Source organism: Roseococcus pinisoli, from assembly GCF_018413645.1.
Classification (GTDB): Bacteria; Pseudomonadota; Alphaproteobacteria; order Acetobacterales; family Acetobacteraceae; genus Roseococcus; species Roseococcus pinisoli.
The window spans coordinates 929,411-955,225 of record NZ_JAHCDA010000001.1; the positions used below are offsets into that span (position 1 = coordinate 929,411).

The 25,815-nt window shown below is 70.7% G+C and carries 31 protein-coding genes; 15 read left to right on the forward strand and 16 right to left on the reverse strand.

Annotated features, from left to right (window positions below; genetic code table 11):
- Position 1 precedes the first annotated feature (1 nt).
- The 3 genes from KHU32_RS04470 to KHU32_RS04480 are packed head-to-tail and all read right to left on the reverse strand — an operon-like array spanning position 2 to position 2,687.
- On the reverse strand, positions 2–763 hold the full coding sequence (locus KHU32_RS04470) for an ABC transporter ATP-binding protein (RefSeq protein ID WP_213668816.1): 762 nt from the start codon (positions 761–763) through the stop codon (positions 2–4).
- Positions 763–1,896, reverse strand: a complete 1,134-nt coding sequence (locus KHU32_RS04475) for an ABC transporter permease (RefSeq protein ID WP_213668817.1) — start codon at positions 1,894–1,896, stop codon at positions 763–765. The genes KHU32_RS04470 and KHU32_RS04475 overlap by 1 nt, the downstream gene beginning before the upstream one ends.
- Positions 1,897–1,901: 5 nt before the next feature.
- Positions 1,902–2,687, reverse strand: coding sequence for a TrmH family RNA methyltransferase (locus tag KHU32_RS04480; protein WP_213668818.1), 786 nt, complete (start codon positions 2,685–2,687; stop codon positions 1,902–1,904).
- Between the two features lie 817 nt (positions 2,688–3,504).
- Here KHU32_RS04480 and KHU32_RS04485 point away from each other — a divergent pair.
- Positions 3,505–4,617, forward strand: coding sequence for a serine hydrolase domain-containing protein (locus KHU32_RS04485; RefSeq protein WP_213668819.1), 1,113 nt, complete (start codon positions 3,505–3,507; stop codon positions 4,615–4,617).
- 76 nt (positions 4,618–4,693) lie between these two features.
- Here the strand turns inward: KHU32_RS04485 and KHU32_RS04490 are convergent, their stop codons facing one another.
- Genes KHU32_RS04490 through mnmE form a run of 5 tightly spaced genes read right to left on the reverse strand, consistent with a single transcriptional unit; the run spans position 4,694 to position 10,135 of the window.
- Entirely contained in the window at positions 4,694–5,542 is an 849-nt protein-coding gene (locus KHU32_RS04490; RefSeq protein ID WP_213668820.1) for a ParB/RepB/Spo0J family partition protein, read from the reverse strand.
- Positions 5,539–6,366: a ParA family protein gene (locus KHU32_RS04495; protein WP_456315933.1), complete on the reverse strand. Its 828-nt coding sequence runs from the start codon at positions 6,364–6,366 to the stop codon at positions 5,539–5,541. Before KHU32_RS04495 ends, KHU32_RS04490 begins: the two co-directional genes overlap by 4 nt.
- Positions 6,359–6,964: a 16S rRNA (guanine(527)-N(7))-methyltransferase RsmG gene (gene rsmG / locus KHU32_RS04500; RefSeq protein WP_456315934.1), complete on the reverse strand. Its 606-nt coding sequence runs from the start codon at positions 6,962–6,964 to the stop codon at positions 6,359–6,361. The genes KHU32_RS04495 and rsmG overlap by 8 nt, the downstream gene beginning before the upstream one ends.
- On the reverse strand, positions 6,951–8,822 hold the full coding sequence (gene mnmG, locus KHU32_RS04505) for a tRNA uridine-5-carboxymethylaminomethyl(34) synthesis enzyme MnmG (protein WP_213668822.1): 1,872 nt from the start codon (positions 8,820–8,822) through the stop codon (positions 6,951–6,953). Before mnmG ends, rsmG begins: the two co-directional genes overlap by 14 nt.
- 17 nt (positions 8,823–8,839) lie before the next feature.
- Positions 8,840–10,135 carry a tRNA uridine-5-carboxymethylaminomethyl(34) synthesis GTPase MnmE gene (gene mnmE / locus KHU32_RS04510; protein WP_213668823.1) on the reverse strand — a complete coding sequence of 432 codons (1,296 nt, stop codon included), beginning with the start codon at positions 10,133–10,135 and terminating at the stop codon, positions 8,840–8,842.
- Between the two features lie 120 nt (positions 10,136–10,255).
- Between mnmE and KHU32_RS04515 the strand changes: the two genes are divergently transcribed.
- Both KHU32_RS04515 and KHU32_RS04520 read left to right on the forward strand, forming a co-directional pair.
- The gene (locus KHU32_RS04515; RefSeq protein WP_213668824.1) at positions 10,256–10,738 is read left to right on the forward strand and encodes a methylated-DNA--[protein]-cysteine S-methyltransferase; all 483 of its coding nucleotides are present in this window, start codon (positions 10,256–10,258) and stop codon (positions 10,736–10,738) included.
- On the forward strand, positions 10,735–11,709 hold the full coding sequence (locus tag KHU32_RS04520) for a quinone oxidoreductase family protein (protein ID WP_213668825.1): 975 nt from the start codon (positions 10,735–10,737) through the stop codon (positions 11,707–11,709). The genes KHU32_RS04515 and KHU32_RS04520 overlap by 4 nt, the downstream gene beginning before the upstream one ends.
- A 42-nt stretch (positions 11,710–11,751) precedes the next feature.
- Here KHU32_RS04520 and KHU32_RS04525 read toward each other — a convergent pair whose 3' ends face one another.
- From KHU32_RS04525 to KHU32_RS04555, 7 genes are all read right to left on the reverse strand, one after another.
- Positions 11,752–12,495, reverse strand: a complete 744-nt coding sequence (locus KHU32_RS04525; protein ID WP_213668826.1) for a GNAT family N-acetyltransferase — start codon at positions 12,493–12,495, stop codon at positions 11,752–11,754.
- The gene (locus KHU32_RS04530) at positions 12,495–13,049 is read right to left on the reverse strand and encodes an HD domain-containing protein (RefSeq protein ID WP_213668827.1); all 555 of its coding nucleotides are present in this window, start codon (positions 13,047–13,049) and stop codon (positions 12,495–12,497) included. Before KHU32_RS04530 ends, KHU32_RS04525 begins: the two co-directional genes overlap by 1 nt.
- Positions 13,046–13,282, reverse strand: coding sequence for a YMGG-like glycine zipper-containing protein (locus KHU32_RS04535; protein WP_213668828.1), 237 nt, complete (start codon positions 13,280–13,282; stop codon positions 13,046–13,048). Before KHU32_RS04535 ends, KHU32_RS04530 begins: the two co-directional genes overlap by 4 nt.
- A gap of 17 nt (positions 13,283–13,299) precedes the next feature.
- Positions 13,300–13,569, reverse strand: coding sequence for a hypothetical protein (locus KHU32_RS04540; RefSeq protein WP_213668829.1), 270 nt, complete (start codon positions 13,567–13,569; stop codon positions 13,300–13,302).
- A gap of 165 nt (positions 13,570–13,734) precedes the next feature.
- Entirely contained in the window at positions 13,735–15,009 is a 1,275-nt protein-coding gene (rho, locus tag KHU32_RS04545) for a transcription termination factor Rho (RefSeq protein ID WP_213668830.1), read from the reverse strand.
- A gap of 235 nt (positions 15,010–15,244) precedes the next feature.
- Positions 15,245–15,700, reverse strand: a complete 456-nt coding sequence (gene hemJ, locus KHU32_RS04550; RefSeq protein WP_213668831.1) for a protoporphyrinogen oxidase HemJ — start codon at positions 15,698–15,700, stop codon at positions 15,245–15,247.
- Positions 15,697–16,221, reverse strand: coding sequence for a D-glycero-alpha-D-manno-heptose-1,7-bisphosphate 7-phosphatase (locus tag KHU32_RS04555; protein WP_249680549.1), 525 nt, complete (start codon positions 16,219–16,221; stop codon positions 15,697–15,699). The genes hemJ and KHU32_RS04555 overlap by 4 nt, the downstream gene beginning before the upstream one ends.
- Positions 16,222–16,313: 92 nt before the next feature.
- On the opposite strand from KHU32_RS04555, the gene hisB reads away from it, so the two are divergent.
- The 10 genes from hisB to KHU32_RS04605 all read left to right on the forward strand — a co-directional run bounded on the left by hisB (position 16,314) and on the right by KHU32_RS04605 (position 22,563).
- On the forward strand, positions 16,314–16,919 hold the full coding sequence (gene hisB, locus KHU32_RS04560; RefSeq protein ID WP_213668833.1) for an imidazoleglycerol-phosphate dehydratase HisB: 606 nt from the start codon (positions 16,314–16,316) through the stop codon (positions 16,917–16,919).
- Complete coding sequence (locus KHU32_RS04565; protein WP_213668834.1) at positions 16,919–17,302, forward strand: DUF2628 domain-containing protein; 384 nt, start codon at positions 16,919–16,921, stop codon at positions 17,300–17,302. Before hisB ends, KHU32_RS04565 begins: the two co-directional genes overlap by 1 nt.
- A complete protein-coding gene (gene hisH, locus KHU32_RS04570) occupies positions 17,302–17,961 on the forward strand; it encodes an imidazole glycerol phosphate synthase subunit HisH (protein WP_213669667.1) in 660 nt (219 codons plus the stop codon). Before KHU32_RS04565 ends, hisH begins: the two co-directional genes overlap by 1 nt.
- On the forward strand, positions 17,958–18,548 hold the full coding sequence (locus KHU32_RS04575; protein WP_213668835.1) for a GNAT family N-acetyltransferase: 591 nt from the start codon (positions 17,958–17,960) through the stop codon (positions 18,546–18,548). The genes hisH and KHU32_RS04575 overlap by 4 nt, the downstream gene beginning before the upstream one ends.
- A gap of 1 nt (position 18,549) precedes the next feature.
- Entirely contained in the window at positions 18,550–19,287 is a 738-nt protein-coding gene (hisA, locus tag KHU32_RS04580; RefSeq protein WP_213668836.1) for a 1-(5-phosphoribosyl)-5-[(5-phosphoribosylamino)methylideneamino]imidazole-4-carboxamide isomerase, read from the forward strand.
- Positions 19,284–19,733 (forward strand): GNAT family N-acetyltransferase, encoded by a 450-nt coding sequence (locus KHU32_RS04585; RefSeq protein ID WP_213668837.1) that lies wholly within the window; start codon positions 19,284–19,286, stop codon positions 19,731–19,733. The genes hisA and KHU32_RS04585 overlap by 4 nt, the downstream gene beginning before the upstream one ends.
- Positions 19,734–19,869: 136 nt before the next feature.
- Complete coding sequence (gene hisF, locus KHU32_RS04590) at positions 19,870–20,640, forward strand: imidazole glycerol phosphate synthase subunit HisF (RefSeq protein WP_213668838.1); 771 nt, start codon at positions 19,870–19,872, stop codon at positions 20,638–20,640.
- A 56-nt stretch (positions 20,641–20,696) separates the two neighbouring features.
- On the forward strand, positions 20,697–21,215 hold the full coding sequence (locus KHU32_RS04595; protein ID WP_249680550.1) for a phosphoribosyl-ATP diphosphatase: 519 nt from the start codon (positions 20,697–20,699) through the stop codon (positions 21,213–21,215).
- A gap of 107 nt (positions 21,216–21,322) precedes the next feature.
- Positions 21,323–21,703, forward strand: a complete 381-nt coding sequence (locus KHU32_RS04600; RefSeq protein WP_213668840.1) for a histidine triad nucleotide-binding protein — start codon at positions 21,323–21,325, stop codon at positions 21,701–21,703.
- Positions 21,704–21,711: 8 nt separating this feature from the next.
- Entirely contained in the window at positions 21,712–22,563 is an 852-nt protein-coding gene (locus KHU32_RS04605; RefSeq protein ID WP_213668841.1) for a SirB1 family protein, read from the forward strand.
- Positions 22,564–22,579: 16 nt separating this feature from the next.
- Here the strand turns inward: KHU32_RS04605 and KHU32_RS04610 are convergent, their stop codons facing one another.
- Positions 22,580–23,776, reverse strand: a complete 1,197-nt coding sequence (locus tag KHU32_RS04610; protein ID WP_213668842.1) for an MFS transporter — start codon at positions 23,774–23,776, stop codon at positions 22,580–22,582.
- A gap of 217 nt (positions 23,777–23,993) precedes the next feature.
- Here KHU32_RS04610 and ada point away from each other — a divergent pair, with 217 nt between their 5' ends.
- Together ada and KHU32_RS04620 are read left to right on the forward strand one after the other, a co-directional pair.
- Positions 23,994–25,061 (forward strand): bifunctional DNA-binding transcriptional regulator/O6-methylguanine-DNA methyltransferase Ada, encoded by a 1,068-nt coding sequence (gene ada, locus KHU32_RS04615; RefSeq protein WP_213668843.1) that lies wholly within the window; start codon positions 23,994–23,996, stop codon positions 25,059–25,061.
- Positions 25,058–25,813, forward strand: coding sequence for a 2OG-Fe(II) oxygenase (locus KHU32_RS04620; RefSeq protein WP_213668844.1), 756 nt, complete (start codon positions 25,058–25,060; stop codon positions 25,811–25,813). Before ada ends, KHU32_RS04620 begins: the two co-directional genes overlap by 4 nt.
- Positions 25,814–25,815: the final 2 nt, after the last annotated feature.

Genomic DNA, 25,815 nt, shown 5'->3' on the forward strand with positions numbered 1-25,815 from the left:
TCTACATCGCCTCCCGCCGGAAAAAGGCGCGCACCGTGGGGTGCTCGCTCTCGTCGCGGAGTTTCTTCGGATCGCCTTCCGCAATCATTCCTTGGGCGTCCTTGTCCAACATGATGCACCGATCGCCGATGGCGAGGATGGATTGAAGCTCATGGGTCACCACCACGAAGGTGGTGCCGGTCTCCCGCGCCAGCGAGACGATGAGCTGGTCGAGCCCGGCCGAGGTGATGGGGTCCAGCCCCGCCGAGGGCTCGTCCAGGAACAGGATCTCGGGGTCGAGCGCCATGGCGCGCGCGATGCCCGCGCGCTTCAGCATGCCGCCCGAGATCTCCGAGGGCAGGCGGTCCCCGGCATCGCCCAGGCCCACCAGCCCCAGCTTGGCGCTGGCGATCAGGGCCCGTGCGGCCTCGGGGAGGCGGCTATGGGCCTCGATGGGCAGCTCCACATTCTCGGAGAGGGTGAGGGAGCCCAGCAGCGCCCCGGACTGCCACATGACGCCGATGCGCCGCAGCAAAGCGCGCCGTGCCTCGCCCTCCAGGTCGCTCCATTCCTCATCCAGCACCGCGATCTCGCCCGCGCTCGGCGGCATGAGGCCGATGAGCAGCTTCAGCAGGGTGGACTTGCCGCAGCCCGAACCACCGAGGATCACGAAGATCTCGCCGCGCCGGACGTCGAAGGTCACGTCCTTGAAGATGGTGCGGGAACCGAAGCGCATGGCCACGTCCCGCGCCTCGATGACCGCCTCGGGCCGATCTTCCGCCATCACCAGCCCAGCCTGAAGAAGAGGACGGCGAAGAGCCCGTCCAGCAGCACCAGGGCCACGATGCCGCCGACGACGGCACCCGTGGCCGCATCGCCGACCGCGCGCGGCCCCCGGCCCGCGGAGAGGCCCGCGCGGCACCCCACATAGCCGATCGCCAGCCCGAAGAACGCGCCCTTGCCGAGCCCGCCCGCGAGATCGCCGATCGAGAGCCACTGCCCGAGCTGGTTCAGCACCGCGACGGGGGGATAGCCCAGCGTCGCCATCACGATGCCCATGCCGATCAGGCCGGTGATGTTCATGACCATGCTCAGGGCCGGCATGACCAGCGTGGAGGCCAGGATACGCGGCACCACCAGCCAGGCCGTGGGGTCGAGCCCCATGGTCTTCAGCGCGTCCACCTCCTCGTTCACGCGCATGGTGCCGAGCTCCGCCGCATAGGCCGAGCCGGTCCGCCCCGCGAGGATGACGCCGGCCAGCAAGGGGCCGAGCTCGCGCGTCAGCGAGATGCCGACGAGCTGCGGGATGAAGATCTCCGCGCCGAACTGGCGCATGGGCACGGAGGACTGGAAGGCCAGGATCACGCCGATCAGCGTGCCCAGCAGGATGCAGAGCGGAAAGGCGCGGGTGCCGGCCTCGTCGAGATGCCGCAGCACCTCCGACCAGCGCAGCCGCCAGGGCCGGGGCAGGAGGCTGAGGGCGGTGAGGACGGTCTCGCCCATGAAGGCGGCTCGCTCGAGGAACTTCTCGTAGCGGCCGAGCGTATAGGCGCCGAGGGCGGAGATCGGGCGGAACTTGCGGGGCGGTGCCTCGCGCGCCTTCACCATGCCCAGACCGTTGCGGAAGCGCTCCAGGCTGCCGCGCGCCATCGCGTCCCGCGGCTCGATCCATTCGGCTTCGCTGCCCGCGAGCGAGGCCAGAAGCGCCGCGCCCCCGGAATCCAGCGCCGTCACCTCGCCGGCGTCGATGGTGACGGCGGTGGTGGCGCCACGGGCGCGATGCGCCTCCTCCCAGAGCCTGGCCGCGACATCGCGTTCCAGCGGCCCCGAGAAGCGGAGGTGCAGCCGCCCCTCGCGGGTCTGGGCGCTGAACGCCTCCCTCGCGGGGGAGGCGGCAGGCTCGGCGGGAGAGGGCACGGGCTTCAAGTGGCCTGGCGACGGGCGCTGGTCAGCGCGTGCATCAGGACGGCGGCGGCCGCCGCGACGTTGAGGCTCTCCACCAGGCCGGAGCCCGGCAGCGTGACGCGCATCTCGCAGGCGGCGAGGACGTCGGGCGAGAGGCCATTTTCCTCATGACCCAGCACGAGGGCGATGGGCTTGCCGCGCGGCAGCGCCTCGGGCGGGACGCCGCCGGACGCGGCCGCGCCGACTGTCAGCAGCTGGCCGGAAAGGCGCCGGAGGTTCTGGGCGAGGCTATCCGCCCGGATGACGGCAAGGTGCTCCAGCGCCCCTTCGGACGTCCGGAAGGCGGCATCGGAGAGATCGGCCTGCCGGGCATCGCCCGAAAGCAGCATGGCCTTGGCGCCGAAGAAGGCCGCACCACGGGCGATGGCGCCGAGATTGTGCGGATTGCCGATGCCATCCAGCACGGGAAGGATGGGCGAGGCGAAAAGGATCGGCTGCGGCGGGTTGCCCAGCGGCTCGGCACGGCGCGGATCGGCGATGGCGACGATGCCGCCGTGATGCTCGGTGCCGGCGATCCTGGCGAGCTCGTCCGGCAGGACCTCGCGATAGGCCTTGTGATGGCGCGCGAGATATCGGCACAGCGGGCCCGCCACCGGCCGGCGCTCGGCGAGGTAGTGCAGGCGCTGCACGGCTTCGGGTCGGCGCAGGAAGAGCGCGCGGACCGCATTCACCCCGGAGATCCGCTGCGGCTCCGGCCGGCGCGGCGGCGGCGCGTAATCGGAGAAGGAAGAACGTTCAGACATGCGGGAGCGCCTGGAGCTGATCGTTTAATTGTTTCGACACCGAAATACCTTCAGCCGTGGTCATCAACGTAGGGGCGACAGCGCCTGGCAGTCGGACCAGCCTCTTGGCCGGCCCTCTCACCGGGCTCCAGGGTTCTCATAGCATGCCGAGGATGGGATGGGTTGAGGGATGGCTCGGGAAGGGTCTCCAAATCGAAGGCGACCGTTTGGGGCACCGAGGAGAAGATATCCACCCCCAACGCGGGAGCCGCCCTCGCGTTGCTGGTTGATGTGAGACGGCCCTTCCAGGGCCATGCGCCTGTGCGGGGCAGGCGGCCGGCGGCACTGGGTGCGCATCTCCGCCTCGGCTGCTGGCCCGACTTCTTCACCGCGACTTCAAGGCGGGAGATCTATAGCGATCAGGGTTGAGGAGGGGAGGTCGGGAGCGGGTTTCATCTATCTCCATCAGAAGGGAGCAGAGTGCCATGGCGGCATCGCCTGCAGGACGGCTGCGATTCACGAGGACGAAGGTCCGCTGCGTGATACAGCTCTGGTCTCGATCATTTTGGAACACCTACGGGCGAGCGCAGCCGGATCGGCCATCCCATCCTACTCGCTCGACGCCGCGCTTCAGAGCAGCGCCGCTGATATGGCCTCACAAGAAGGTCGGCGTCCGTGGCTCGCAATTGGTCCTTCGCTGAACACCACCGGCTCTCGGCACGCGTCGCCACGCCGAAAGACAGCGCAATCGCGCACCGCCGATGTGCCGCGTCTCGGGGTTCCGCTTGGCAAGGCCCAGCAGCTCTGGCGTGATGGGCACGAAGCAGGAGACGCCATCATGACCGCCCCTTTCCCCATGCAGGATGCTACCCCCGCCGAGCTCGGCCTCGACGCCTCCCGGCTCGAGCGACTTTGCGACCGGATCGAGGCCGATATCGCGGCGGGCCACCACCCGGGTGCGCAGGTGGCCGTCGCCCGCCATGGCCGGATCGCCCTCTTCCGGACCTTCGGCCAAGCGCGCCAAGGCGTCGCGGCACGACCCGACACGCTCTGGCTGCTCTACTCCAACACCAAGGTCATCACCGCCGCCGCCCTCTGGGCTCTGGCCGAGGACGGGCTGATCCGCCTGACGGATACCGTCGCGCAGCACCTCCCAGGCTTCGAGGCCCATGGGAAGGGCGGCATTACCTTCATCCAGCTGCTCACCCACCAGGCCGGCTTCCCGAGCGCCGAAGTACCGGCCACGGCCTGGGAGGATCCGGCGATCCTGCGCGAGGTCGTGTGCAGCTTCCCGCTGGAATGGGAGCCGGGCAGCTTCGTCCGCTACCACCCGGCCACGGCGCATTGGGTCGCGGCCGCGGTGATCCGCGCGGTCACCGGCGAGGATCACCGCGCCTATATCCGCCGCCGCATCATCGCGCCGCTCGGCCTCGGCGACGAGCTCTTCGTCGGCCTGCCCGCCGAGGAGCAGGCGCGCGCGGCCGATATGCACGACGTCGACGGCACCGTCCGCATGCCCGAGGGCAGTGCCGCCGGAAGGGCGGCCGGCATCCCCGGCGGCGGTGGATACGGGACGGCGCGCGCGATGGCGGGCTTCTACCAGGCGCTGGTGAATGGCGGGTCCCTGAACGGGCAGCGCATCCTGTCGCGCCGCATGGTCGCCTATGCGATCCGCAACTACACGGCCGACCGGCTGGACGACTACAACGGCGTGGCGATGCATCGCGGCCTCGGCCCGCATCTGCGCGGGGAGACGCCCCTGGCGCGCGGGCTGGGCGCCATCGCCCACCCCAGGACCTTCGGACATGGCGGCGTCGGCTCGTCCTATTGCTGGGGCGATCCGGATTCCGGCGTGTCCTTCGCCTTCCTCTCCAACACGCGCCAGACGGACGAATTCCACGGGCCGCGCATGGATACGATCTCCACGCTGGCCCATACGGCGATCATCTGATTTCTCGGAACCGACCAGGGGGCGATCAATGCGGATCGCGCCCTGGCAACCGGGCCTCGGCTGAAGCCGGTCCGCGTCAGCCCTTGGCCGTGAGCAGCTGGACGATCCCGTCGAGCTGATCGAGATCCTTGTAGGACAGCACCACCTGCCCGCCGCGCGTGCCGTGGCGGATGGCGACCTTGAGGCCGAGATGGCCGCTGATCTGGCGCTCCAGCGCGCGGGTCTCGGCATCGCTCTTCGGTCGGCGCGGCGCCGGCCCACCCTTCTTCGACGCCGCCAGCGCTTCCGCCTGGCGGACGTTCAGACCGCGATCCACCACCGTCAGCGCCAGGGCCACCGGGTCCGTCGCCGTCAGCAGGGCACGTGCATGGCCCGCCGTTAGCGCGCCTTCACGCAGCAGCTCACGCACGCGCTCGGGCAGCTGCAGCAGGCGCAGCGTATTGGCGATATGCGGCCGGCTCTTGCCGATGGCGCGGGCCAGGGCTTCCTGCGTGAGGCCGAACTGCTCGGTGAGGCGGCCATAGCCTTCGGCCTCTTCCAGCGCATTGAGGTCCTGCCGCTGGAGGTTCTCGACGAGGCCCGCGGCCATCGCCTCGCGGTCGGAGAATTCGCGCACCAGGGCCGGCACGTCATGCAGGCCGGCAGCTTGCGCGGCACGCCAGCGCCGCTCGCCGCCGATGATCTCGAAGCGGTCGGGCCGCCCCTTCATCGGACGCACGAGAATGGGCTGCAGCACCCCGTGCTCCCGCACCGAAGCGGCAAGCTCGGCCAGCGCCGCCTCGTCGAAGGCCTCGCGGGGCTGGAAGGGGCCGGCCTCCAGCGCGCCGACGGGCAGGGTGCGCAGCCCCGGCGCCGTCGGACTGACCGCGGCAGCGTCGCCCAGCAGGGCCGAGAGGCCGCGACCGAGGGCAGGGGGCTTGCTCATGCGTCGCGGCCTTCCGCCTTGGCGAGCTCACGGCGGCGCGCCCGGTGCCGGCGCAGGAACTCCGCCGCCAGGCGCGCATAGGCCTCGGCGCCCGGCGAGCGCGGATCGTAGGAGGTCACGGGCAGGCCGTGCGACGGCGCTTCCGAGACGCGCACGTTGCGCGGGATCATCGTCTCGTAGACCTGCGTCTTGAAATAGGCGCGGACGTCGTTCTCCACCGCCTCGGAGAGGTTGTTCCGGCGATCGAACATGGTCAGCACGATGCCCTCCAGCCGCAGCCCGGCATTGTGGCCGGCCCTTACGCGATCGAGCGTCTGGATGATCTGCGACACGCCTTCCAGCGCGTAGAACTCGGCCTGCAGCGGGATCATCACCGCATTGGCGGCCACGAGGCCGTTCAGCGTCAGCAGGCTGAGCGAGGGCGGGCAATCGAGAATGACCCAATCCACGCCCTTCAGCGCCGTCACGCCCTCGGCCAGCGCGTCGCGCAGCCGCATCTCGCGTCGCGTGAGGTCCACCATCTCCAGCTCACCGCCGGCGAGGTTGGGGTCGGCAGGAACGATCGAGAGGTTGGGGATGGCGGTCGGCCGCAGCACCTCCGCCAAGGGTCGCCCCTCGACGAGCATGGCGTAGCTCCCCGCGCCGCGGGCGGCACGCGAGATGCCGAGACCCGTGGAGGCATTGCCCTGCGGATCGAGGTCGATGAGCACCACGCGCTGTTTCGCAGCGAGTGCGGCGGCCAGGTTCACGGCCGTTGTCGTCTTGCCGACGCCGCCCTTCTGGTTGGCGAGAGCAAGGACTTGGTAGGTGGCGGGGTCAGGCACCGGCAGGACGGATCTCGCTAAGGCGGAGGATGGTCGCTTGGTCGTCGGTTCGGCTCTGGAACCGTTCAACCTGCATAAACCAATGCGGGGCGACCTCCGTCAACTCCGCATCGACGGAACGCCCCTTCGGAAAGACCGCAATACCATCGGGAGCCAGGAACCGCGCGGCCTGCGGCACCAGAAGTTTCAGCGGCGCGAGCGCCCGCGCGGTGACGACCTGGATCGCCGGCAGCCTCGCCGCCTCGATTCGGGCGGGATGCACGGTGACGTGGCGCAGCCCGAGCGCCCGGCTTGCCTCGATCAGGAAGGCCGACTTCCGGCGGTCGGATTCCACCAGATGGGTTTCCTGCTCGCGCCCGATCGCGATGACGATGCCGGGCAGGCCGCCGCCCGAGCCGAGATCGGCGAGAACGCCATCCGGCAGCAGCGGCAGGAGCTGCCATGAATCCAGGATATGGCGCCGCCAGAGCTGCTCCTCCGGCGCCTGCGCCACGAGGTTGATGCGGGCATTCCACGACTGCAGGAGAGCGAGATAGGCCCGCAGCCGCGCCTCTGTTTCACGTGGAACATCCAGAGTTCCGGCCTCAGGCAGTTTCACGTGAAACACTCTTTCTCAGATGCACGGCCAGGGCCGCGATGGCCGCCGGCGTGATGCCCGGGAGGCGCCCCGCGCCACCCAGCGTGGCGGGGCGCGCCCGGCGCAGGCGGTCCCTCATTTCATTGGACAGGCCGGCGATTTCCGCGAAATCGATCTCGGCCGGAATCTCAAGGGCTTCCTCCCGCGCCAGAAGAACGCGCTCCGCCTCCTGCCGGACCAGATAGGGGCCGTAGAGGGCTTCCGCCTCCACATGCGCGCGGACACGCGGCGGAAGTTCACGAAGCCAGGGGAAGAGCGCCTCGGCCGCCTCGGGCGACATGGCGGGAAGCGCCAAGGCGTCCAGCACGCTGCGCCAGCGCCCGTCCTGATTCACGGGAACACCGGCCGCGCCATAGGCCGCGGGCGTCGCCCCGTCGGTCCTGGCGCGGGCCATGGCGGCCTCCACCTGCGCGGCGAAGGCACGATGGGCGGCGGCGCGCTCGCTGCCGACACAGCCCCAGGCCACGCCCTTCTCCGTCAACCGCATGCCGGCATTGTCGGCGCGGAGGCTGAGGCGAAATTCCGAGCGGGCCGTCAGCATGCGGTAGGGCTCGGAGACGCCCTGCAGCGTCAGGTCGTCGACCATCACGCCCAGATAGGCCTCCGACCGCGAGAGCACGACCGGAGCGCTTCCGCCCGCCGCCTGATGCGCCGCATTCACCCCGGCCAGCAGCCCCTGCGCGGCAGCTTCCTCGTAGCCCGTCGTGCCGTTGATCTGGCCCGCCAGGTACAGGCCGGGCAGGGCGCGGCATTCCAGCGTGGGCCGCAGGGCGCGCGGATCAACATGGTCGTATTCGATGGCGTAGCCCGCCCGCAGGATCACGGCGCGCTCGAGCCCAGGGATGCTGTTGACCAGGGCGCGCTGCACCTCCTCCGGCAGGCTCGTGGAGATGCCGTTGGGATAGATGGTGGGGTCGTCCAGCCCCTCTGGCTCCAGGAAGATCTGGTGCCGCTCGCGATCCGCGAAGCGCACCACCTTGTCCTCCACGGAAGGGCAGTAGCGGGGGCCGACGCCCTCGATCCGGCCGCCATAGACGGCGGAGAGATGCAGGCTCCCGCGAATGATGTCGTGCGTGCGGGGCGTCGTATGCGTGACGCCGCATTCCACCTGCGGGTTGGTGATCCGCTCCGTCATCCACGAGAGGGGCTCCGGCTCCGCATCTCCCTTCTGCCGCTCGAGGCTCGCCCAATCGATGGTGCGGCCGTCCAGCCGCGGCGGCGTGCCGGTCTTCAGCCGGGCGAGGGGGAGCTCCAGCCGCTCCAGCGCCAGCGCGAGGCCGACCGAAGGGGCCTCTCCCGCACGGCCGGCGGGAATGCGCGTCTCGCCCTGGTGGATGACGCCGCGCAGGAAGGTTCCGGTGGTGATCACCGCCGCCCCACAGGCGATGCGCCGCCCTGAGGCCGTGACAACGCCCTGCAGGCGGCCGTCATGCACGATCAGCTCTTCCGCCGCCTCGCCCAGCACGGTGAGGCCGGGCGTCGCCCGCAGGAGGTCCTGGATGGCGGCGCGGTAGAGGCGCCGGTCGGCCTGAGCACGCGGGCCGCGGACCGCGGGGCCCTTGCTGCGGTTGAGCAGCTTGAAATGGATGCCGGCCGCATCGGCGGCCTTGCCCATCAGCCCATCCAGCGCATCGACCTCGCGCACCAGATGGCCCTTGCCGATCCCGCCGATCGCCGGGTTGCACGACATCTCGCCGAGCTTGGCCGGGTCATGCGTCAGCAGCAGCGTTCGCGCGCCGCAGCGTGCGGCGGCCGCGGCTGCCTCGCAGCCCGCATGCCCGCCCCCGATCACCACCACATCGTAGGTCGCGTCCTGCATGCGCGGCCGTATAGCAGCTATTTGCCGATGCAGAACTCGCCGAAGATGAGGTCGAGCACCTGCTCCACATCGACACGCCCCGTGAGGCGCGACAGCGCGCGCAGCGCATTGCGCAGCGCCTCCGCCCGCAGCTCCGGCAGGCCCGCCAGGGGCAGGCGGTCCAGCCACTCCACGGCATCGCGCAGGGCCGCCCGATGGCGTGGCCGCGTCAGCGCCGCTTCCTCGCCCAGCCCCGCGCGTGCCGCTGCCGCGCCTTCCAGGCGTGCCCGCAATTCATCCAGCCCCTCGCCGGTTCGCGCCGAGACACGGATCGCGCCCTCGATCGCCACGTCCCCGAGATCAGACTTGTTGGCGACAACCAGCGCCTCCGGCCCCAGCAGCGACAGAGTGGCCGCGTCAGGCTCGGCATCCGCCGCGAAGACCAGCATCCGCAGGTCCGCTGCCTCGGCGCGTGCCAGCGCACGCCGCACACCCTCGGCCTCGATTTCGTCCGCGGCCTCGCGCAGACCGGCCGTGTCCGCCAGCGTCACCGGCACGCCCGCGAGGATCAGCCGCACCTCCACCACGTCGCGCGTGGTGCCGGCGCGCGCCGAGACGATGGCCGCGTCCCGTCCAGACAAGGCATTGAGAAGAGATGATTTTCCAGCATTCGGCGCGCCCAGGATGGCGATGGCCAGCCCGTCCCGCAGCTTCTCCGCGCGCCCGCCATCGGCGAGCAGCGCCGCCATCTCCTCCCGCAGAACACCGGCCGCCAGGGAGACCTGCACGTCGAGATCCGTGGGCAGGTCCTCCTCCTCGAATTCGATGAAGGCCTCCTGACGCGCGAGGAGTCGCGTCAGCCGTGCCGCCCATTCCGCGTGCCGGGCCGCCAAACCGCCTTCCGCCTGGCGCAGGGCCTGGCGCCGCTGCGCCTCCGTCTCGGCCGCGATCAGATCCGCGATGCCCTCCGCCGCCGTCAGATCCATACGGCCATTGAGGAAGGCACGGCGGGTGAACTCGCCCGGCTCGGCAGGGCGCGCCCCCAGCGCCACCAGCGCCTCCGTCACGGCCGCCAGGACGGCAGGCCCGCCATGGAGGTGGAGCTCGGCGCTGTCCTCGCCCGTGTAGCTTCCTGGGCCAGGCAGCCAGAGCACGAGCGCCCGGTCCAGCACCACGCCCTCATGCGTCAACCGCCGCAGGCTCGCGCGCCGAGGTTCGGGCAGGGCGCCGCACAGCACGGCCACCAGCTCCTCCACGCCGGCGCCGGACAGCCGAAGCAGCGCCACTGCGGCGCGGCCCGCGCCGCTGGCCAAGGCGAAGATCGGACCCGACATCGAAACTCCCGTAAGAATGGGACCCATCTAGGGGCCGCGCCGGCCCGCGGGAAAGAGGGGCCCGCTTGACGGCGGGCTCCGGTGGGTGCTGCATCCTTCCCCCGTGCAATATAGGGAAACATGCCGCAACTTTCGCTCCATACGCCTCTCGGCGAGATCACCATCTCCGAGGAGGACGGCGCGATCGTCTCGCTCGATTGGGGACGTGGTTCCGACCAGGAATCCACCCCCCTGCTGCGCGAGGCTCGCGATCAGCTGCACGACTATTTCGACGGCAAGCGGGTCAGCTTCCAGCTGCCTCTGGCGCCCCATGGCACGCCCTATCAGCGTCGCGTCTGGGCCGCGCTGGTGGCGATCCCCGCCGGCGAAACACGAAGCTATCTCGACATCGCCCGCGAGGTCGCTTCGGTCCCGCGCGCGGTTGGCCAGGCCAACGGCGCCAATCCGATCCCCATCCTGATCCCCTGTCACCGCGTGGTCGGCGCCAATGGCGCCCTCGGCGGCTACTCGGGCGGCGATGGCCCCTCCACCAAGCGCTACCTCCTCGACCTTGAGGCGCGCGCGCTCAACCAGCCGTCACCGGCCCAAGGAACGCTTCTATGAATCACGCCATCCGCATCCATGAATATGGCGGCCCCGAGAAGATGGTGTGGGAGGAAGTGCCCCTCCCGCATCCGAAGCCCGGCGAGGCCCTGGTGCGTCACAAGGCCGTGGGCCTGAACTACATCGACGTCTATTTCCGCACCGGCCTCTACAAGGCCCCCTCGCTGCCGACCTCCATCGGCATGGAAGGCGCGGGCATCGTCGAGGCAATCGGCGAGGGCGTGACCGAGGTCGCGGTGGGCGATCGCGTCGCCTATGCCTCCGGCCCCATCGGCTCCTATGCCGAGGCGCGTGCCATGAAGGCCGACCGCCTCGTGAAGATCCCCGAGGGCGTGGATTTCGAGCAGGCGGCCTCGATGATGCTGCAGGGCATGACGGCCCAGTACCTGCTGCGCAGCACCTACCGCGTGAAGGCCGGCGAGACGATCCTCGTCCATGCCGCCGCCGGCGGCGTGGGCCTGATCATGGTGCAATGGGCCAAGGCGCTGGGCTGCACGGTCATCGGCACGGTGAGCACCGAGGCCAAGGCGAAGCTCGCGCGCGATCATGGCGCCGATCATGTCCTGCTCTCGGGCGAGGATCTGCCGGCGGCGGTCAAGAAGATCACCGGCGGCGCCATGCTGCCCGTGGTCTATGACAGCGTGGGCCGCGACACCTTCATCCCCTCGCTCGACTGCCTGGCGCCGCTCGGCACGATGGTGAGCTTCGGCAATGCCTCGGGCGCCGTTCCGCCGATCGATATCGGCATCCTCGCCGCCAAGGGCTCGCTCTACCTGACGCGCCCGACGCTCGCCTCCTACACGACCAAGCGGTCGGACCTGGAAGCCGTCGCGGCGGACCTCTTCGACGTGGTGAAGAGCGGCAAGGTGAAGCTGAATGTGAACCAGCGCTATGCGCTGAAGGACGCGGCCCAGGGTCATATCGACCTCGAGGCCCGTAAGACCACCGGCAGCACCATCCTGCTGCCGTGAGCCCCTGCGGCGCCGTGAAAGCGGCGCCGCCTCCGCTTCCGGCTATTTCCGGGTGAAGTAGCTGTAGCGATAGCGCTCCCGCATGCCGATTCCGGCCTGCAGCGCGATCGACGCCTCGTTCGTGGCGGAAACCTGCGCGTAGAACTGCTCCGCGCCCTGTGCCGCCGCCCAATGCCCTGCCGCGCCGATCACCCGCCGGATCAGGCCCTGCCGGCGGAATTCCGGCCGCACGGCCAGGTCGAAGAGGCCGCAATACAGCCCATCGCAGGTCGTGGAGAGGACGGCGGCCGGCACGCCCCGCACCCGGAGCACCATCCAGGCCGCCGGGATGGCGAAGAGCGGCACGGCTTCCAGCTTCTCGGCATGGCGCGCGGGCGACTGGTACTCGACGGTGCCCAGCACCTCGAACCAGGCCGCGTCCGGCGCATCCAGGACGGTCACATCGGCATCCGCGGCGGCAATGGGCGCCAGGGGCCCGCTGGTCACCAGGCTCTCGTCCGTCTCTTCCCAGCCGGTCGCGCGCAGATGCGCCCCCAGGCCCACGGGATCGAGCGGCGAGGACCGGATGCGCGGGGTCACGCCGAGCCGCCGGTAACGGGCGGCGATCCGCTCCACGCGCGCGGCCAGCTCCGGGTCGGGCGCGGGATCGAGCGAGCAGGCGGCATTGGCCCGCCCCGTGCCGCCCAGGAAGGCGCGCAGCACGAAGGGCCCGTCGAAGGCCACCCGGCGCGCCGGGAGGGAATTGAAGGTCGCGCGCTCCAGCGCGTGAACCAGCGCCGGCGCCATCACAGCGCCTCGCGCGCCAGGGAGGCCATGGCCTCCCGATAGGTGGTGTCGAAGAGTGCCTCCAGCCCCGCATTCGTGCCGCGCAGCCCGGCCACCACGCGGCCGGCCCAGCCCACGTATTCGACGCGGCGGGCATGGTCCCAGGAGGCGGGCGGGGCGAGCATGATGGCCCGCAGGTTGGAAATCTTGTCGGCAAGCGTCACGAGTCTGGCACCTTCGGACTTCTTCGCCGCCATCTTCACCTGGATCGCCTTGCGCGTCTCCTTGGGAAGGCTGTTGTCGTCCGAGACCTCGGCCACGATGGAGGCGACCTCGGCACCGAAACGAGCCGTCAGCGCCTCCAGGGTCACCGGCTCGGGATCGGCGGCGCTGTCCTCGACGGTGTCGTGCAGCAGGCCGGCGAGGATCGCCGTCTCCGGCGCGCCGTGCTCGGCCAGGATCCGCGCGACCTCGAGCGGATGGTTGATATAGGGCTCCTGCGCGGCGCCCTTTCGCCGGTGGCCGGCGTGGACGGCGGCCGCGAAGCTCGCGGCCGCCAGAACGTCAGCGATCAATAGCGCGGACGCTGCGGGGTGGTGATCACGCCGGTCGCTGCGCCCACGGCGCCGCCCGTGAGGGCGCCGATGGCCGCGCCCTGGCCGCCGCCGAAGATGGCGCCCAGCGCCGCACCCGAGCCCGCGCCGATCAGCGCGCCGCCGGCGGCGCGCTGGCCCTCGCTGTAGGGGTTGGTGCAGCCGGCGGTGCCAAGGGCGGCGACGAGGCCGAGGGGAAGAAGAAGCTTGCGCATGTGGTGTCTCCTAGAGGTCAGTTGCCAGGATGGGATGCCGGTTCCGGACGCGAGCCGAAAGCCCCGCCGAAGGCGCCGTTGTTGCTGCTGCGGTTGTCGGAATTCGAACCACGACGATCCTGCTGCTGGTACCGCGAGTCGCGGTTCCGGTCAGCCGAACGGTCGTAAGGCCGGTAGGAGCCTGTATTGGGGCGATATCCGCCGCCGTAGCCGCGCGGGTTCTGATTGCAGGCAGCCAGGCCCAGAAGCCCGACCGACGCGACAACCAGCGTGCCTAGCCTGAACATCAGTAAAGGTTCCCTCAACGTCAGGCCATTGACCAGGGGAACGTGGCAGGAAAATGGGCGAAAGCCGGCATCGTCGCCACTTGCCGAGACCGGCGCCCAAGCATGGGCGCGGCTTCGCCGGAGGATCGGGGGCCCGGCGGTCAAACCGCCGCCGGGCCCTCGCGATCAGGTGTTCATCGCGTCGAAGAAGTCCTGGTTGGTCTTGCTGTACTTCAGCTTGTCCGTGAGGAACTCCATCGCATCCTGCGTGCCCATCGGGTTCAGGATACGGCGCAGCACCCACATCTTCGAGAGCGTGCCGCGATCCACCAGCAGCTCCTCCTTGCGGGTGCCGCTCTTGGTGATGTCGATCGCCGGGAAGACGCGCTTGTCCGAGAGCTTGCGGTCCAGGATGAGCTCGGAGTTACCCGTGCCCTTGAACTCCTCGAAGATCACCTCGTCCATGCGGCTGCCGGTGTCGATCAGCGCGGTGGCGATGATGGTCAGCGAGCCGCCTTCCTCGATGTTGCGCGCCGCGCCGAAGAAGCGCTTCGGCCGCTGCAGCGCATTGGCGTCCACACCACCGGTCAGCACCTTGCCCGAGGAGGGCACGACCGAGTTGTAGGCACGGCCCAGGCGGGTGATGGAGTCCAGCAGGATCACCACGTCGCGCTTGTGCTCGACCAGGCGCTTGGCCTTCTCGAGCACCATCTCGGTGACCTGCACGTGGCGCGTCGCCGGCTCGTCGAAGGTGGAGGCCACGACCTCGCCCTTCACGGTGCGGGCCATGTCGGTGACTTCCTCGGGGCGCTCGTCGATGAGCAGCACCATGAGGAAGACCTCGGGGTGGTTCGCGCTGATGGACTTGGCGATGTTCTGCAGCATCACCGTCTTGCCGGTGCGCGGCGGCGCCACGATCAGGGCGCGCTGGCCCATGCCGATCGGCGCGATCAGGTCGATGACCCGGTGCGTGTTGTCCTTGGTCGGACCCTTGCCGACGCTCTCGAGCTCCGGATTTTCCATCTTGAGGCGACGGGTCGGGTAGAGCGGCGTGAGGTTGTCGAAGTTGATGCGGTGACGGAGCGCCTCGGGCGGCTCGAAATTCACCGAATTGACCTTGAGCATGGCGAAGTAGCGCTCGCCATCCTTGGGGGCCCGGATCTGGCCTTCGACGGTATCGCCGGTGCGCAGGCCGAAGCGGCGGACCTGGGCCGGGCTCACATAGATGTCGTCGGGGCCGGGCAGGAAATTGGCCTGCGGGCTGCGCAGGTAGCCGAAGCCGTCGGAGAGGATCTCCAGGGTGCCTTCGCCGTAGATCGCCTGGTCGTTGTCGGCCAGCGTCTTGAGGATGGCGAACATGATGTCCTGCTTGCGCAGGATGGAAGCGTTCTCAACCCCAAGCTCCTCGGCGAAGGCGAGAAGGTCAGGCGGCGTCTTTGCCTTGAGTTCTGAGAGGTGCATGCAGCATCCGGGCTTGGGAAGTGGAAACGCGAAGCTTGGGAAAACGCCGGGGGCGCGAAGGAGGACCCGTGTCGCCCGGGGCTCATGAGCCAGGGGCGAAGCAGCGTTGGCAAGGGAGGGATCGGGTCCGCACGGGAGCCGACGGGAGGAACCTAGGGAGCCCGCAGGCCGGCGTCAACGGCAATCCGCCATTTCCGGGCCGCCGTCCCGACGGCGGCGGCCCTGGCGGGGGTCCCTAGAAGGGCTTCACGATCACCATGATGACGATGACGATCATCAGCAGCGTCGGCACCTCGTTGGCGATGCGCCAGTGCCGCTGCGTCTTCGGCCGCTCATCGGCCTCAAAGCGCCGCCGGTTGGCCGAGAGGTAGCCGTGGAAGCCGCTCATCAGCAGCACGCAGAGCAGCTTCGTGTGCCACCAGCCCGCCGTCCAGCTGATGACGCCCGGCGTCAGCACCAGCGTGATCCCCAGCAGCCAGGTCGCGATCATGGCCGGGTTGATGATGGCCTTCAGCAGCCGGCGCTCCATGGTGACGAAGCGCTCATGCTCCCGGCCGCCGCCCTGCGGGATCTCGAAATGATAGATGAAGAGGCGCGGCAGATAGAGCATCCCGGCCATCCAGGAGATGACCGCGATCAGGTGCAGCGCCTTCACCCAGGGGTAAGCGGGCGCGAGGGCGTCGATCGTCATGCCGCCACCAGCAGGCCCGCGACGAAGGCGTCCATGTCGCCGCCCGGGAAGAGATGGCCCGGAATTCCGGCGGCGGCCGCCGCCGCCAGATCCGTCTCCCGGTCTCCGATCAGGAAGCTGCCCTCGCGCCGCAGGGCGAAATGCGCCAGCCAGTCCTCGATCATGCCCGGGCCCGGCTTCCGGCGGGCGCTGGTGCGGCGGTAGCGTTCCTCCTCGGCCGCGGGGTGAAACGGGCAATAGGCGAAGCCGTCGATCCGCGCGCCGGCGGCCCGCGCCTGCTCGGCCATCCAGACGTGAAGCCGCCCCACCGTCGCCTCGTCGTAGAGGCCGCGCGCCACGCCCGCCTGGTTGGTCACAAGGCACACCGCGAGACCCGCCGCGTTCAGCCGGCGGATCGCCGGCATGATGCCCGGGATCCACCGCACCTCCTCGATGCGGTGCGGATAGCCGGTGTCCTCGATCAGGACTCCGTCCCGGTCCAGGAAGGCCACGGGGCGTAGGGGATTGGGCGAACGGGGCATGGCCTTCATAGGACAGCAATCTAGCTTGCTAGCCTGATAGCTAGCTAGCTCGGTGCTGGCCTTCCGCCACGGGAGGGATTAGAGGGGCGACCATGAACGCCGCCCCCCGCCGCGCCGAGATCGCCCGCCGCACCGCCGAGACCGACATCCAGGCGACCCTCACGCTGGATGGCACAGGCCAGGCCACCATTTCCACGGGCGTCGGCTTCTTCGACCACATGCTGCACGCGCTCACGCGCCACGGCCTGCTGGACCTCGCGCTGACCGCCAAGGGCGACCTGCACATCGACTTCCACCACACGGTCGAGGATTGCGGAATCGTCATCGGCCAGGCGCTGAAGGCCGCGCTGGGCGAGAAGCGCGGCATCGCCCGCTTCGGCCATTGCCTGATGCCGATGGACGAGGCGCTGGCCGAATGCGCCATCGACATCTCGGGCCGCCCCTTCCTCGCCTGGAGCGTCGCCTTCCCGCGCGACAAGGTCGGCGAGATGGACACCGAGCTCTTCGAGGAGTTCTTCCGCGGCCTCGTGATCAATGCGGGCCTCACCTGCCACATCACGCTGAAGGCCGGCACCAACGCGCACCACATCGCCGAGGCCTGCTTCAAGGGCTTCGCGCGGGCGCTGCGCATGGCGGTCGAGACCGATCCGCGCGCCGCGGGCGCCATCCCCTCCACCAAGGGCGTGCTGGAGGGGTGATGCACAGCTGGACGATCCACCTGCCCCCGCCGGGCATCCAGCGCCATCCGGCGGTCCTCGTGCCGGAGCGCTTCAGCTTCTGGGCCTTCCTCTTCGGGCCCTTCTGGCTGTTCCGGCACCGCTGCTGGCTGGCGGGCATCGGCGCGCTCGTCGCCATGGTGCTGGCCGGCCTGAGCCCCGCGCCGCTGGACGCCGCGCTGCCGCTCGCTCTCGCGATCCTGCTCGGCCTGCACGGCCACGACCTGCGCCGCTGGACCCTGGAGCGCCGCGGCATGCCGGCGAGCCATGTCGTCCTCGGCCGGGACGAGGACACCGCGCTGCTGCGCGCGACCTCGCAGGACGAGGACCTGCTGCGCATCTTCGCGGCGCGGGTGACGCCATGATGCGCATCGCCCTCATCGATCCCGGCTCGGGCAACCTCGCCTCCGTGCGCCGCGCGCTGGAACGCGCCGCCGAGGCGCCCATCGACGTCGAGATCGTGCGCGAGCCCGAGGCGCTGATCGAGGCCGACCGCATCGTCCTGCCCGGCCAGGGCGCCTTCGCCGCCTGCCGCGCGGGGCTGGACGCGCTGGATGGCATGGTCGCGGCCCTCTACGAGCAGGTGCAGGTCCGCAAGAAGCCCTTCCTCGGCATCTGCGTCGGCCTGCAGCTCCTGGCGGAGCGCGGCCTCGAGCACGGCATTACCCCCGGCCTCGCCTGGCTGCCCGGCGAGATCGCCCAGATGGACCCGCGCGACGCCGCAGGCGCCGAGCTGCCGCTGCCCCAGATGGGCTGGAACGCGCTCGACTTCACGCCGGGCGCGCATCCGCTCCTCGAGGGTCTGCAGCCGGGCGACTACGCCTATTTCGTCCATTCCTATGCCTGGCGCGGCGGCCAGCCCAACGACCTGCTGGCCACCACCGACTATGGCGGGCCGGTCCCGGCGATCCTGGGTCGCGGCAACGTGGTGGGCACGCAGTTCCACGTCGAGAAGAGCGCCGATGTCGGCCTGCGGCTGCTCCGCAACTTCCTGAACTGGACCCCGCGGGAGGACACGGCTTGAGCGCCGATCCCTCCGTCGTCCACCAGCTCGCGATCGAACGGGTCGACAACCTCGAGCCCCAGGATCTCGCCGACCTCTGCGAGGCCACCAATGCGGCCATCGCCGAGGGCGGCGGCTTTGGCTGGCTCGAGGCGCAGAGCCGCGCCGCGCTGGAGCGCCATTTCCGCGGCGTGCTGCTCGTGCCCGAGCGCGAGCTCTTCATCGCCCGGCTCGACGGCGAGGTGGCGGGCAGCGCCCAGATGGTCCGCCCGCCCCGCAACAACGAGGCCCAGGGCTTCTCGGCCCAGCTGACCCACGCCTTCATCGCGCCCTATGCGCGCGGCTTCGGCTTGGCCCGGCTGCTCATCCGCAAGATCGAGGAGCGCGCCGCCGGCCTCGGCATCCGCGTGCTGAACCTCGACGTACGCGCCACGCAGAAAACCGCCATCGCGCTCTTCGAAGGGCTCGGCTACGTGCGCTGGGGCACGCACCCCGCCTATGCCCGCGTGAACGGCGAGACCGTGGCGGGCTATCACTACTACCGCGTCATCGAGGTTCCGCACGGCCGCAGCTCGGCCGAGGCCCTCGGCGATTTCAAAGGCGACTGATGTGACCGGCTTCACCCTCTACCCCGCGATCGACCTCAAGCAGGGCCACGTCGTGCGCCTCAAGCGCGGGGACATGGCCCAGGCCACCGTCTATGCCGAGGATCCCGGGGAGCAGGCGCGCGCCTTCGCCAAGCAGGGCTTCCGCTGGCTGCATGTGGTGGACCTGGACGGTGCCTTCGCCGGGCAGCCCGCCAATGCCGAGGCGGTAGCGCGCATCCTCGCGGCCTCCTCGATGCCCGTGCAGCTCGGCGGCGGCATCCGCAACATGGCGACGGTCGAGGCCTGGCTGGCCGCCGGCGTCACGCGCGTCATCCTCGGCTCCGCCGCCGTGAAGGATCCCGCCTTCGTGCGCGAGGCCTGCCGCACCCATCCGGGCCGCATCGTCGTGGGCATCGACGCCCGCGGCGGCATGGTCGCGACCGAGGGCTGGGCTGAGACCAGCACCCTGCCGGCGCTCGACCTGGCGCTGCGCTTCGAAGATGCCGGCGCGGCCGCCATCATCTACACCGACATCGACCGCGACGGCATGCTGGGCGGCGTCAATGTCGAGGCGACGCGCGAGCTGGCGCAGGCGCTGGCGACCCCCGTCATCGCCTCGGGCGGCGTCGCCTCGCTCGATGACCTCATCGCGCTGAAGGCGGCGCGCGAGGACGGCATCGAGGGCTCCATCCTCGGCCGCGCGCTCTATGACGGCCGGATCGACCCCGCCGCTGCGCTGGAACTCGCCGCCGCACCATGACCGGCGCGGCGATCCGTGCCGCGCGCGAAGGGGACCTGGCCGCCGTCCAGGAGCTCTACCTGCATCTGAACGCCGAGGACCCGCCGGCCGATCCCGCCTTGGCGGGGCCGGCCTGGGCCCGGCTGCTCGGCTCCGGCCTGACGACCGTGCTGGTCGCGGAGGTCGACGGGCGGCTCGTCGCTTCCTGCACGCTGGTGGTGATCCCGAACATCTCGCGCGGCGCCCGCCCCTACGCGCTGATCGAGAACGTCGTCACCCATGCCGGCCACCGGCGGCAGGGCCTCGGCCAGGCCGTCCTCGCCGCCGCGCAGGACCTCGCCTGGGAGGCGGGGTGCTACAAGATCATGCTGGCGAGCGGGTCCCGGCAGGAGGCGACGCTCCGCTTCTACGAGCGGGCCGGCTTCGAGCGCGGGGGCAAGACCTTCTTCCAGATCCGCCGGCCTTGAAGCCGCCAATGGTCCTTCCGATCTCAACCGCTGGCTGAAGCCTCAAAAGCTTCGCTTGACCTTCTCGCAAAAAATGCCCATTCGCCGGGCCCCAGGCGCGCGGGAGCGCCTGGATGTTCTTCGGATTCATCCATAGATGCTGGCTTTGCGCATCATTCCCTGTCTCGACGTCAAGGACGGTCGCGTCGTCAAAGGCGTGAACTTCGTCTCGCTGCGCGATGCCGGCGATCCGGTGGAGCAGGCGCGCGCCTATGACGCGCAGGGCGCCGACGAGGTGACCTTCCTCGACATCGGCGCGACGCACGAGAACCGCGCCACCATGTACGACGTGGTCTCGCGCACGGCGGCCGAGGTCTTCATCCCGCTGACCGTGGGCGGCGGCGTGCGCAGCGTGGAGGATATCCGCAAGCTGCTGCTCGCCGGGGCCGACAAGGTCAGCATCAACAGCGCCGCCATCACCGATCCGGACCTGGTGCGCCGCGGGGCCGAGGCCTTCGGCAGCCAGTGCGTCGTCGTCGCGGTCGATGCCAAGCGCGTCGCCGACGGCCGCTGGGAGGTCTTCACCCATGGCGGCCGCCGCGAGACGGGGATCGACGCCGTGGACTGGGCGCGCCGCATGGCCGAGCTCGGCGCGGGCGAGATCCTGCTCACCTCGATGGACCGCGACGGCACCAAGCAGGGCTTCGACCTCGAGCTGCTGAGGCGCGTGGTCGCCACGGTCCGCGTGCCGGTCGTCGCCTCGGGCGGCGTGGGGTCGCTGCAGCATTTCGTCGACGGGGCGCAGGCCGGTGCTACCGGCCTCCTCGCGGCGAGCGTTTTTCATGACGGGGTCTTTCGCATCCAGGAGGCGAAGGATGCCTTGGCGACGGCGGGGCTCCCCATCCGCCGCGTACGGGAGATGGCGTAGTGGCCAAAGTGACGAAGAAAGCCGCCCCGAAGACGAAGAAGGCGGCCGCGAAAACCTTGAAGACCGCAAAGACGGTGAAGACCGTGAAGGTGGTGAAGGCGACGAACCTTCCCGTCCCCGGCAATATCCCGGCGGCGAAGGGGCGCATCAGCAAGGCGGTGCGCCGTGCCGAGACCGCCCATCTGAAGCCGCTGGAGCTGCCGCAGGACGGCGATGCCGCGGTGCTGGACCGCCTCTGGGACACTATCGAGGCCCGGCGCCTCTCCGGCGACGTGACCGTCTCGCACTCCGCGCGGCTGATCGCGCGCGGCACGCCCAAGGTCGCGCAGAAGCTCGGCGAAGAAGCGGTGGAGCTCGTGATCGAGGCCGTGGCGCGCAACCGCGAGGCGACGATCGCCGAGTCGGCCGACGTGCTCTACCACCTCATGGTCCTGCTGGCCGATGCCGGCATCCGGCCCGCCGAGGTCTGGGGCGAGCTGCGCCGGCGCGAGGGCATCTCGGGCATCGTGGAGAAGGCCTCGCGGCCGCGGCCCAAGGCGCTGCTGGCCATCGCGCAGACCAGCAAGCTGCCCTGAACCGGCCCGGAGAATGGCGCGAGCCCTGAAAGGGCACCGCCATCGCCCGGATCGTCCTGCGGCGCGGCCCATGGCATGCTGGGGCCCTGCATCACGGGACCCGATCCATGTCCACCAACGGCCTTCCGCCCTACGATACCCAGAACGTCTTCGCGCGCATCCTGCGCGGCGAGATCCCCAGCAAGCGCGTCCATGAGGACGAGTTCGCCTTCGCCTTCCACGACATCAACCCGCTCACGCCCGTGCATGTGCTGGTGATCCCGAAGGGCGAGTACGTCAGCGCCGCCGATTTCCACGCCACCGCCTCCGATGCGGAGATCGCGGGCTTCTGGCGCGCGGTCGCGAAGGTGGCGAAGGACCTCGGCCTGGACGCCACGGGCCACCGGCTGCTGTCCAACATGGGCGTCGATGGCGGGCAGGAAGTGCCGCATTTCCACGTCCATCTCTTCGGTGGAAGGCGGCTGGGCCGAATGGTCGCGCCGGTCTAGGCTCGCCCATGGCCTCCACACCGCAGGACGAAGCCCGCGCCGCCCTAGACGCCTCGGGACAGCTTCCCGACGACGAGCTGGATATCGGCGCGGTCGCCCTGCAATTCGCCCGGATCGACGCGCCGCAGGCCGATTGGCAGGCTGCGGCCTCCCAGCTCACCGGCATCGCGCGCCGCGCCGTGGAGCTGGCGGCGGCCGATGCGTCGGCGGATCGCGGCGACCCGGAGCGGCGGCGCCAGCTGCTGGCCCGCCTGCTGCACGAGGAATGCGGCCTGCTCGGCGATACCGAGACTTATGACGACCCGGCCAATGCCAATCTGATCCAGGTGCTGGAGCGGCGGCGCGGCCTGCCGGTGGCGCTCGGCATCCTGTGGCTGCATGCGGCCGAGGCGGCGGGCTGGGGCGCGCATGGCGTGAACGCGCCGGGCCATTTCCTGCTGGCGCTGGAGCATCCGCGCGGGCAGCTGATCCTGGACGTCTTCGGCGGGGGCATGCACCTCCAGGCGCAGGACATCCGCCGCCTCCTGAAGCTCGGCGAGGGCGACCAGACGGAGCTGCGGCCCGGCGTCCTGGCGCCGATGAACAAGCGCGACGTGCTGCTGCGGCTGCAGAACAACATCAGGCTGCGGCGGCTGGCGGCCAAGGATGCCGAGGGCGCGCTGGACTGCACGCGCGACATGCTGCGGCTGGCGCCGCGCCACGCCTGGCTGTGGCGCGAGGCGGGGCTGATCGAGCATCAGCTGGAGCGGATCGGCGCCGCGCTGCAAAGCCTGGACAAGGCCCTGGAGATCGAGCCCCGGGGCGAGGAGGCAACGCGTATCCGCAGCCTCGTGGAGCAGCTGAGGAACCGGCTGAACTGAGCCGGCCGGGCTGGAGCTAGGCCGCGGTCGGCATGGCCCTCAGCGTCACCAGCTTCGAGCCGAGCACCGCCGCCGTCGAGGCGACGAAGAGCGTCCCCGCCAGTGCGATGCCCCAGGCGGGGCTCATCCCCGCCAGCCAGCCGCCGGCCAGTGCGCCGATCGGCCGCACCCCGTAGATCGCCACCTGCAAGGTCGCGCCCACGCGCCCCAGCATGGCGCGCGGCGTCACGGCCTGGCGGATGCTCACCTGGCAGACCAGCCACATCATCGGCCCGAAGCCGACCAGGAACTGCGCGGCCAGGGGCAAGGCGAGGCCCTGGACCGGCGAGAGCGCCAGCAGCACCGGCGCCAGCACCGAGACGCCCGGCCCGATCACCAGCACGGCATTGGGCCCGAGGCGCCGCATGCAGATGGGCGCCAGCGCCGCGCCCGCCAGCAGCCCCGCGCCGTAGCCGCCCTGCACGAGCCCCACCTGGCCAGGCGACAAGGCCAGCGCCTGGAGGGCGAAGGGCACGAAGCCCGCCATCCAGGCGAAGAAGCCCATGTTCCAGAAGATCGCGCAGAGGCCGATACCGCGCAGCAGGGGATGGCCCAGCACGAAGCCCGCACCCTCGCGCAGCTGCGCCGCCAGCCCCGGCCGGTCGATGCGCGGCGCCGCACCCTGTCGCGGCAGGCGCGTCAGGGCGGCGAGGCCCAGCGCCGCGAGGCCCATCGCCAGCCCATAGGCCGCGTGCAGCCAGCCGATCGCGGCCAGGGCGCCCACGGCGGGCGCGGCCAGCAGCGTCACCACCGCGCGGCAGAGCTCCAGCCTGGCATTGGCCCGCGGCATCGCCTCCCGCGCCACGAGGTCGGGCACGGCCGAGCCCGCCGCCAGCACGTAGAGCACCACCCCGGCCGAGGCGGTGAAGACGCCCAGCCCCAGCAGCGGCAGGCTTCCCGTCTCCGATCCGGCGAAGGCCAGGCCCATGCCGCCCAGGTTCAGGCTCGCCGAGAGCAGCAGCGCCGCCCGGCGCGGCACGCGATCCACCAGCACCCCCGCGGGCAGGGAGCAGAGCAGCCAGGCCGCCGCCTGCACCGCCAGCAGCAGGCCGATCATCTCCGCCCCGGCCCCCAGGCCGAGGACGACGGTCAGCGGCAGCGCGGCCATGGCGACCTGGTCCGCCGCATGGGTGCCGGCGGCACCGCCGAGCAGGGAAGAGAAGGGGGCGGGCATGGGAGGTTCTCCGGAAGGACGGTCCCTCTCTGTGGCGGAGCGTGGCCCCGCGACGCGCTCCGGTTCTTGCCGCACAATCGGGAATGCTGGACCGCGGGGGGCGCCGTCCCCATCTCGAATTGCGCAGCAAGCGGCGGAGCGTGGCCGGCACCGGGCGGTGGCATCTGATGCTCCAGGACGCGGCCTCCCCCGGCCGCCCAGCTGAAGGACCATCGTCATGCCTCTCGACCTCGAAACTGCCTACGAGACCGACGCCCAGCGCTGGCAGGCCGTGCAGGCCCGCGACGCCGGCGCCGACGGCCATTTCTTCTACGCCGTGCTGACCACCGGCGTGTATTGCCGCCCCTCCTGCGCGGCGCGGCCGGCGCGGCGGGAGAACGTCTCCTTTCACCTCACCCGCGAGGCGGCGGAGCGCGCCGGCTACCGCGCCTGCAAGCGCTGCCGCCCCGATGGCGCCAGCCCGGCGGAGCGCCACGCCGCCGCCGTGGCCGAGGCCTGCCGGATCATGGAGGCGGCGGAGGAGATCCCGACGCTGGAGGCGCTCTCCGCGGCGGTCGGCATGAGCCGCTTCCGCTTCCATCACGTCTTCAAGGAAAGGACCGGGGTGACGCCGCGCGACTATGCCGCCGCCCGTCGCACGGAGCGGCTGAAGCAGCACCTGGACGGCAAGGGCAGCGTGACCGAGGCCTTCCACGGCGCCGGCTTCGGCTCCAACGGCCGCTTCTACGAGCAGGCGGGCAGCCTGCTCGGCATGCGGCCGCAGGAATGGAAGCAGGGCGGCCGCGACGCCGAGATCCGCTTCGCCCTCGGGCAATGCTCGCTCGGTGCCGTGCTGGTCGCCGCGACGCAGAAGGGCATCTGCGCCATCCAGTTCGGCGAGGACCCGCAGAAGCTGCTGGACGGGCTGCAGGACCGTTTCCCCAAGGCCCGGCTCATCGGCGGCGACGCGGAATTCGAGGCGCTGGTGGCGCGCGTGGTGGGGCTGGTGGAGCGGCCGTCCGAGACGGTCTCCCTGCCGCTCGACGTGCGCGGCACGGCCTTCCAGCAGCGCGTCTGGAAGGCGCTGCGGGACATCCCGCCCGGCACCACGCTGACCTATGGCGAGCTCGCCGAGCGCATCGGCAGCCCCGCCGCCGTGCGCGCGGTCGCGACGGCCTGCGGGAGCAACGAGATCGCGGTGGCCATCCCCTGCCATCGCGTCATCCGCAAGGGCGGCGCCCTGGCCGGCTATCGCTGGGGCATCGAGCGCAAGCAGGCGCTGCTGGCCCGCGAAGGCGTGGCATGAGCGCGGCCGATCCGCTGGCGGAGGCTGCCCTGTCTCCGCCACGCCTGGACATCGGCCCTCGCGTCGGCGCGCTCGATTGGGCGCGCATCGCGGCGGAGCTCGATGCGGAGGGCGCGGCGATAACGGGCCCGCTGCTCTCCCCCGCCGAATGCGCCGCGCTGGCCACACTCTACGACGAGGAGAGCCGGTTCCGCAGCAAGGTGATCATGGCCCGGCACGGCTTCGGCCGCGGCGAGTACCAGTACTTCTCCTATCCGCTGCCGCCGCTGGTGGCGGGCCTGCGCGGCGCGCTCTACGCCGCGCTCGCGCCGGTCGCCAATCGCTGGAACGAGGCGATGGGGATCGGCACCCGCTTCCCCGCGACGCATGAGGAGTTTCTCGCGCGCTGCCATCCCGCGGGGCAGACGCGGCCCACGCCGCTGCTGCTGCGCTACGTCGCCGGCGACTACAACTGCCTGCACCAGGACCTCTATGGCGACCACGTCTTCCCGCTGCAGGTGGCCTTCCTGCTCTCCGATCCGGCGCGGGATTTCTCCGGCGGCGAGTTCGTGCTGACGGAGCAGCGGCCGCGCCTGCAGTCGCGCGCCAGCGTCGTGCCGCTGCGCCAGGGGGAGGCAGTGATCTTCGCCGTGCATCACCGCCCGGTGCGGGGCACGCGCGGCACCTACCGCGTGAACCTGCGGCATGGGGTGAGCAAGCTGCGCGAGGGCCGGCGCCACACGCTCGGCATCATCCTGCACGACGCGGCCTGAGC

What these genes read in the sequence shown, in the direction of transcription:
- mnmE (WP_213668823.1), bottom strand. Translation starts at nt 10,135, where the DNA reads ATGTCGGGTCCGATCTTCGCCTTGGCCAGCGGCGCGGGCCGCGCCGCA.
- hisF (WP_213668838.1), top strand. Translation starts at nt 19,870, where the DNA reads ATGCTGGCTTTGCGCATCATTCCCTGTCTCGACGTCAAGGACGGTCGC.
- KHU32_RS04620 (WP_213668844.1), top strand. Translation starts at nt 25,058, where the DNA reads ATGAGCGCGGCCGATCCGCTGGCGGAGGCTGCCCTGTCTCCGCCACGC.
- KHU32_RS04585 (WP_213668837.1), top strand. Translation starts at nt 19,284, where the DNA reads ATGACCGGCGCGGCGATCCGTGCCGCGCGCGAAGGGGACCTGGCCGCC.
- KHU32_RS04565 (WP_213668834.1), top strand. Translation starts at nt 16,919, where the DNA reads ATGCACAGCTGGACGATCCACCTGCCCCCGCCGGGCATCCAGCGCCAT.
- hisB (WP_213668833.1), top strand. Translation starts at nt 16,314, where the DNA reads ATGAACGCCGCCCCCCGCCGCGCCGAGATCGCCCGCCGCACCGCCGAG.
- rho (WP_213668830.1), bottom strand. Translation starts at nt 15,009, where the DNA reads ATGCACCTCTCAGAACTCAAGGCAAAGACGCCGCCTGACCTTCTCGCC.
- KHU32_RS04535 (WP_213668828.1), bottom strand. Translation starts at nt 13,282, where the DNA reads ATGCGCAAGCTTCTTCTTCCCCTCGGCCTCGTCGCCGCCCTTGGCACC.
- KHU32_RS04470 (WP_213668816.1), bottom strand. Translation starts at nt 763, where the DNA reads ATGGCGGAAGATCGGCCCGAGGCGGTCATCGAGGCGCGGGACGTGGCC.
- KHU32_RS04555 (WP_249680549.1), bottom strand. Translation starts at nt 16,221, where the DNA reads ATGCCCCGTTCGCCCAATCCCCTACGCCCCGTGGCCTTCCTGGACCGG.
- KHU32_RS04480 (WP_213668818.1), bottom strand. Translation starts at nt 2,687, where the DNA reads ATGTCTGAACGTTCTTCCTTCTCCGATTACGCGCCGCCGCCGCGCCGG.
- KHU32_RS04490 (WP_213668820.1), bottom strand. Translation starts at nt 5,542, where the DNA reads ATGAGCAAGCCCCCTGCCCTCGGTCGCGGCCTCTCGGCCCTGCTGGGC.
- KHU32_RS04600 (WP_213668840.1), top strand. Translation starts at nt 21,323, where the DNA reads ATGTCCACCAACGGCCTTCCGCCCTACGATACCCAGAACGTCTTCGCG.
- ada (WP_213668843.1), top strand. Translation starts at nt 23,994, where the DNA reads ATGCCTCTCGACCTCGAAACTGCCTACGAGACCGACGCCCAGCGCTGG.
- KHU32_RS04525 (WP_213668826.1), bottom strand. Translation starts at nt 12,495, where the DNA reads ATGGCGCCGGCGCTGGTTCACGCGCTGGAGCGCGCGACCTTCAATTCC.
- KHU32_RS04520 (WP_213668825.1), top strand. Translation starts at nt 10,735, where the DNA reads ATGAATCACGCCATCCGCATCCATGAATATGGCGGCCCCGAGAAGATG.
- hisH (WP_213669667.1), top strand. Translation starts at nt 17,302, where the DNA reads ATGCGCATCGCCCTCATCGATCCCGGCTCGGGCAACCTCGCCTCCGTG.
- KHU32_RS04485 (WP_213668819.1), top strand. Translation starts at nt 3,505, where the DNA reads ATGACCGCCCCTTTCCCCATGCAGGATGCTACCCCCGCCGAGCTCGGC.
- KHU32_RS04605 (WP_213668841.1), top strand. Translation starts at nt 21,712, where the DNA reads ATGGCCTCCACACCGCAGGACGAAGCCCGCGCCGCCCTAGACGCCTCG.
- KHU32_RS04540 (WP_213668829.1), bottom strand. Translation starts at nt 13,569, where the DNA reads ATGTTCAGGCTAGGCACGCTGGTTGTCGCGTCGGTCGGGCTTCTGGGC.
- KHU32_RS04610 (WP_213668842.1), bottom strand. Translation starts at nt 23,776, where the DNA reads ATGCCCGCCCCCTTCTCTTCCCTGCTCGGCGGTGCCGCCGGCACCCAT.
- hemJ (WP_213668831.1), bottom strand. Translation starts at nt 15,700, where the DNA reads ATGACGATCGACGCCCTCGCGCCCGCTTACCCCTGGGTGAAGGCGCTG.
- mnmG (WP_213668822.1), bottom strand. Translation starts at nt 8,822, where the DNA reads ATGCAGGACGCGACCTACGATGTGGTGGTGATCGGGGGCGGGCATGCG.
- KHU32_RS04515 (WP_213668824.1), top strand. Translation starts at nt 10,256, where the DNA reads ATGCCGCAACTTTCGCTCCATACGCCTCTCGGCGAGATCACCATCTCC.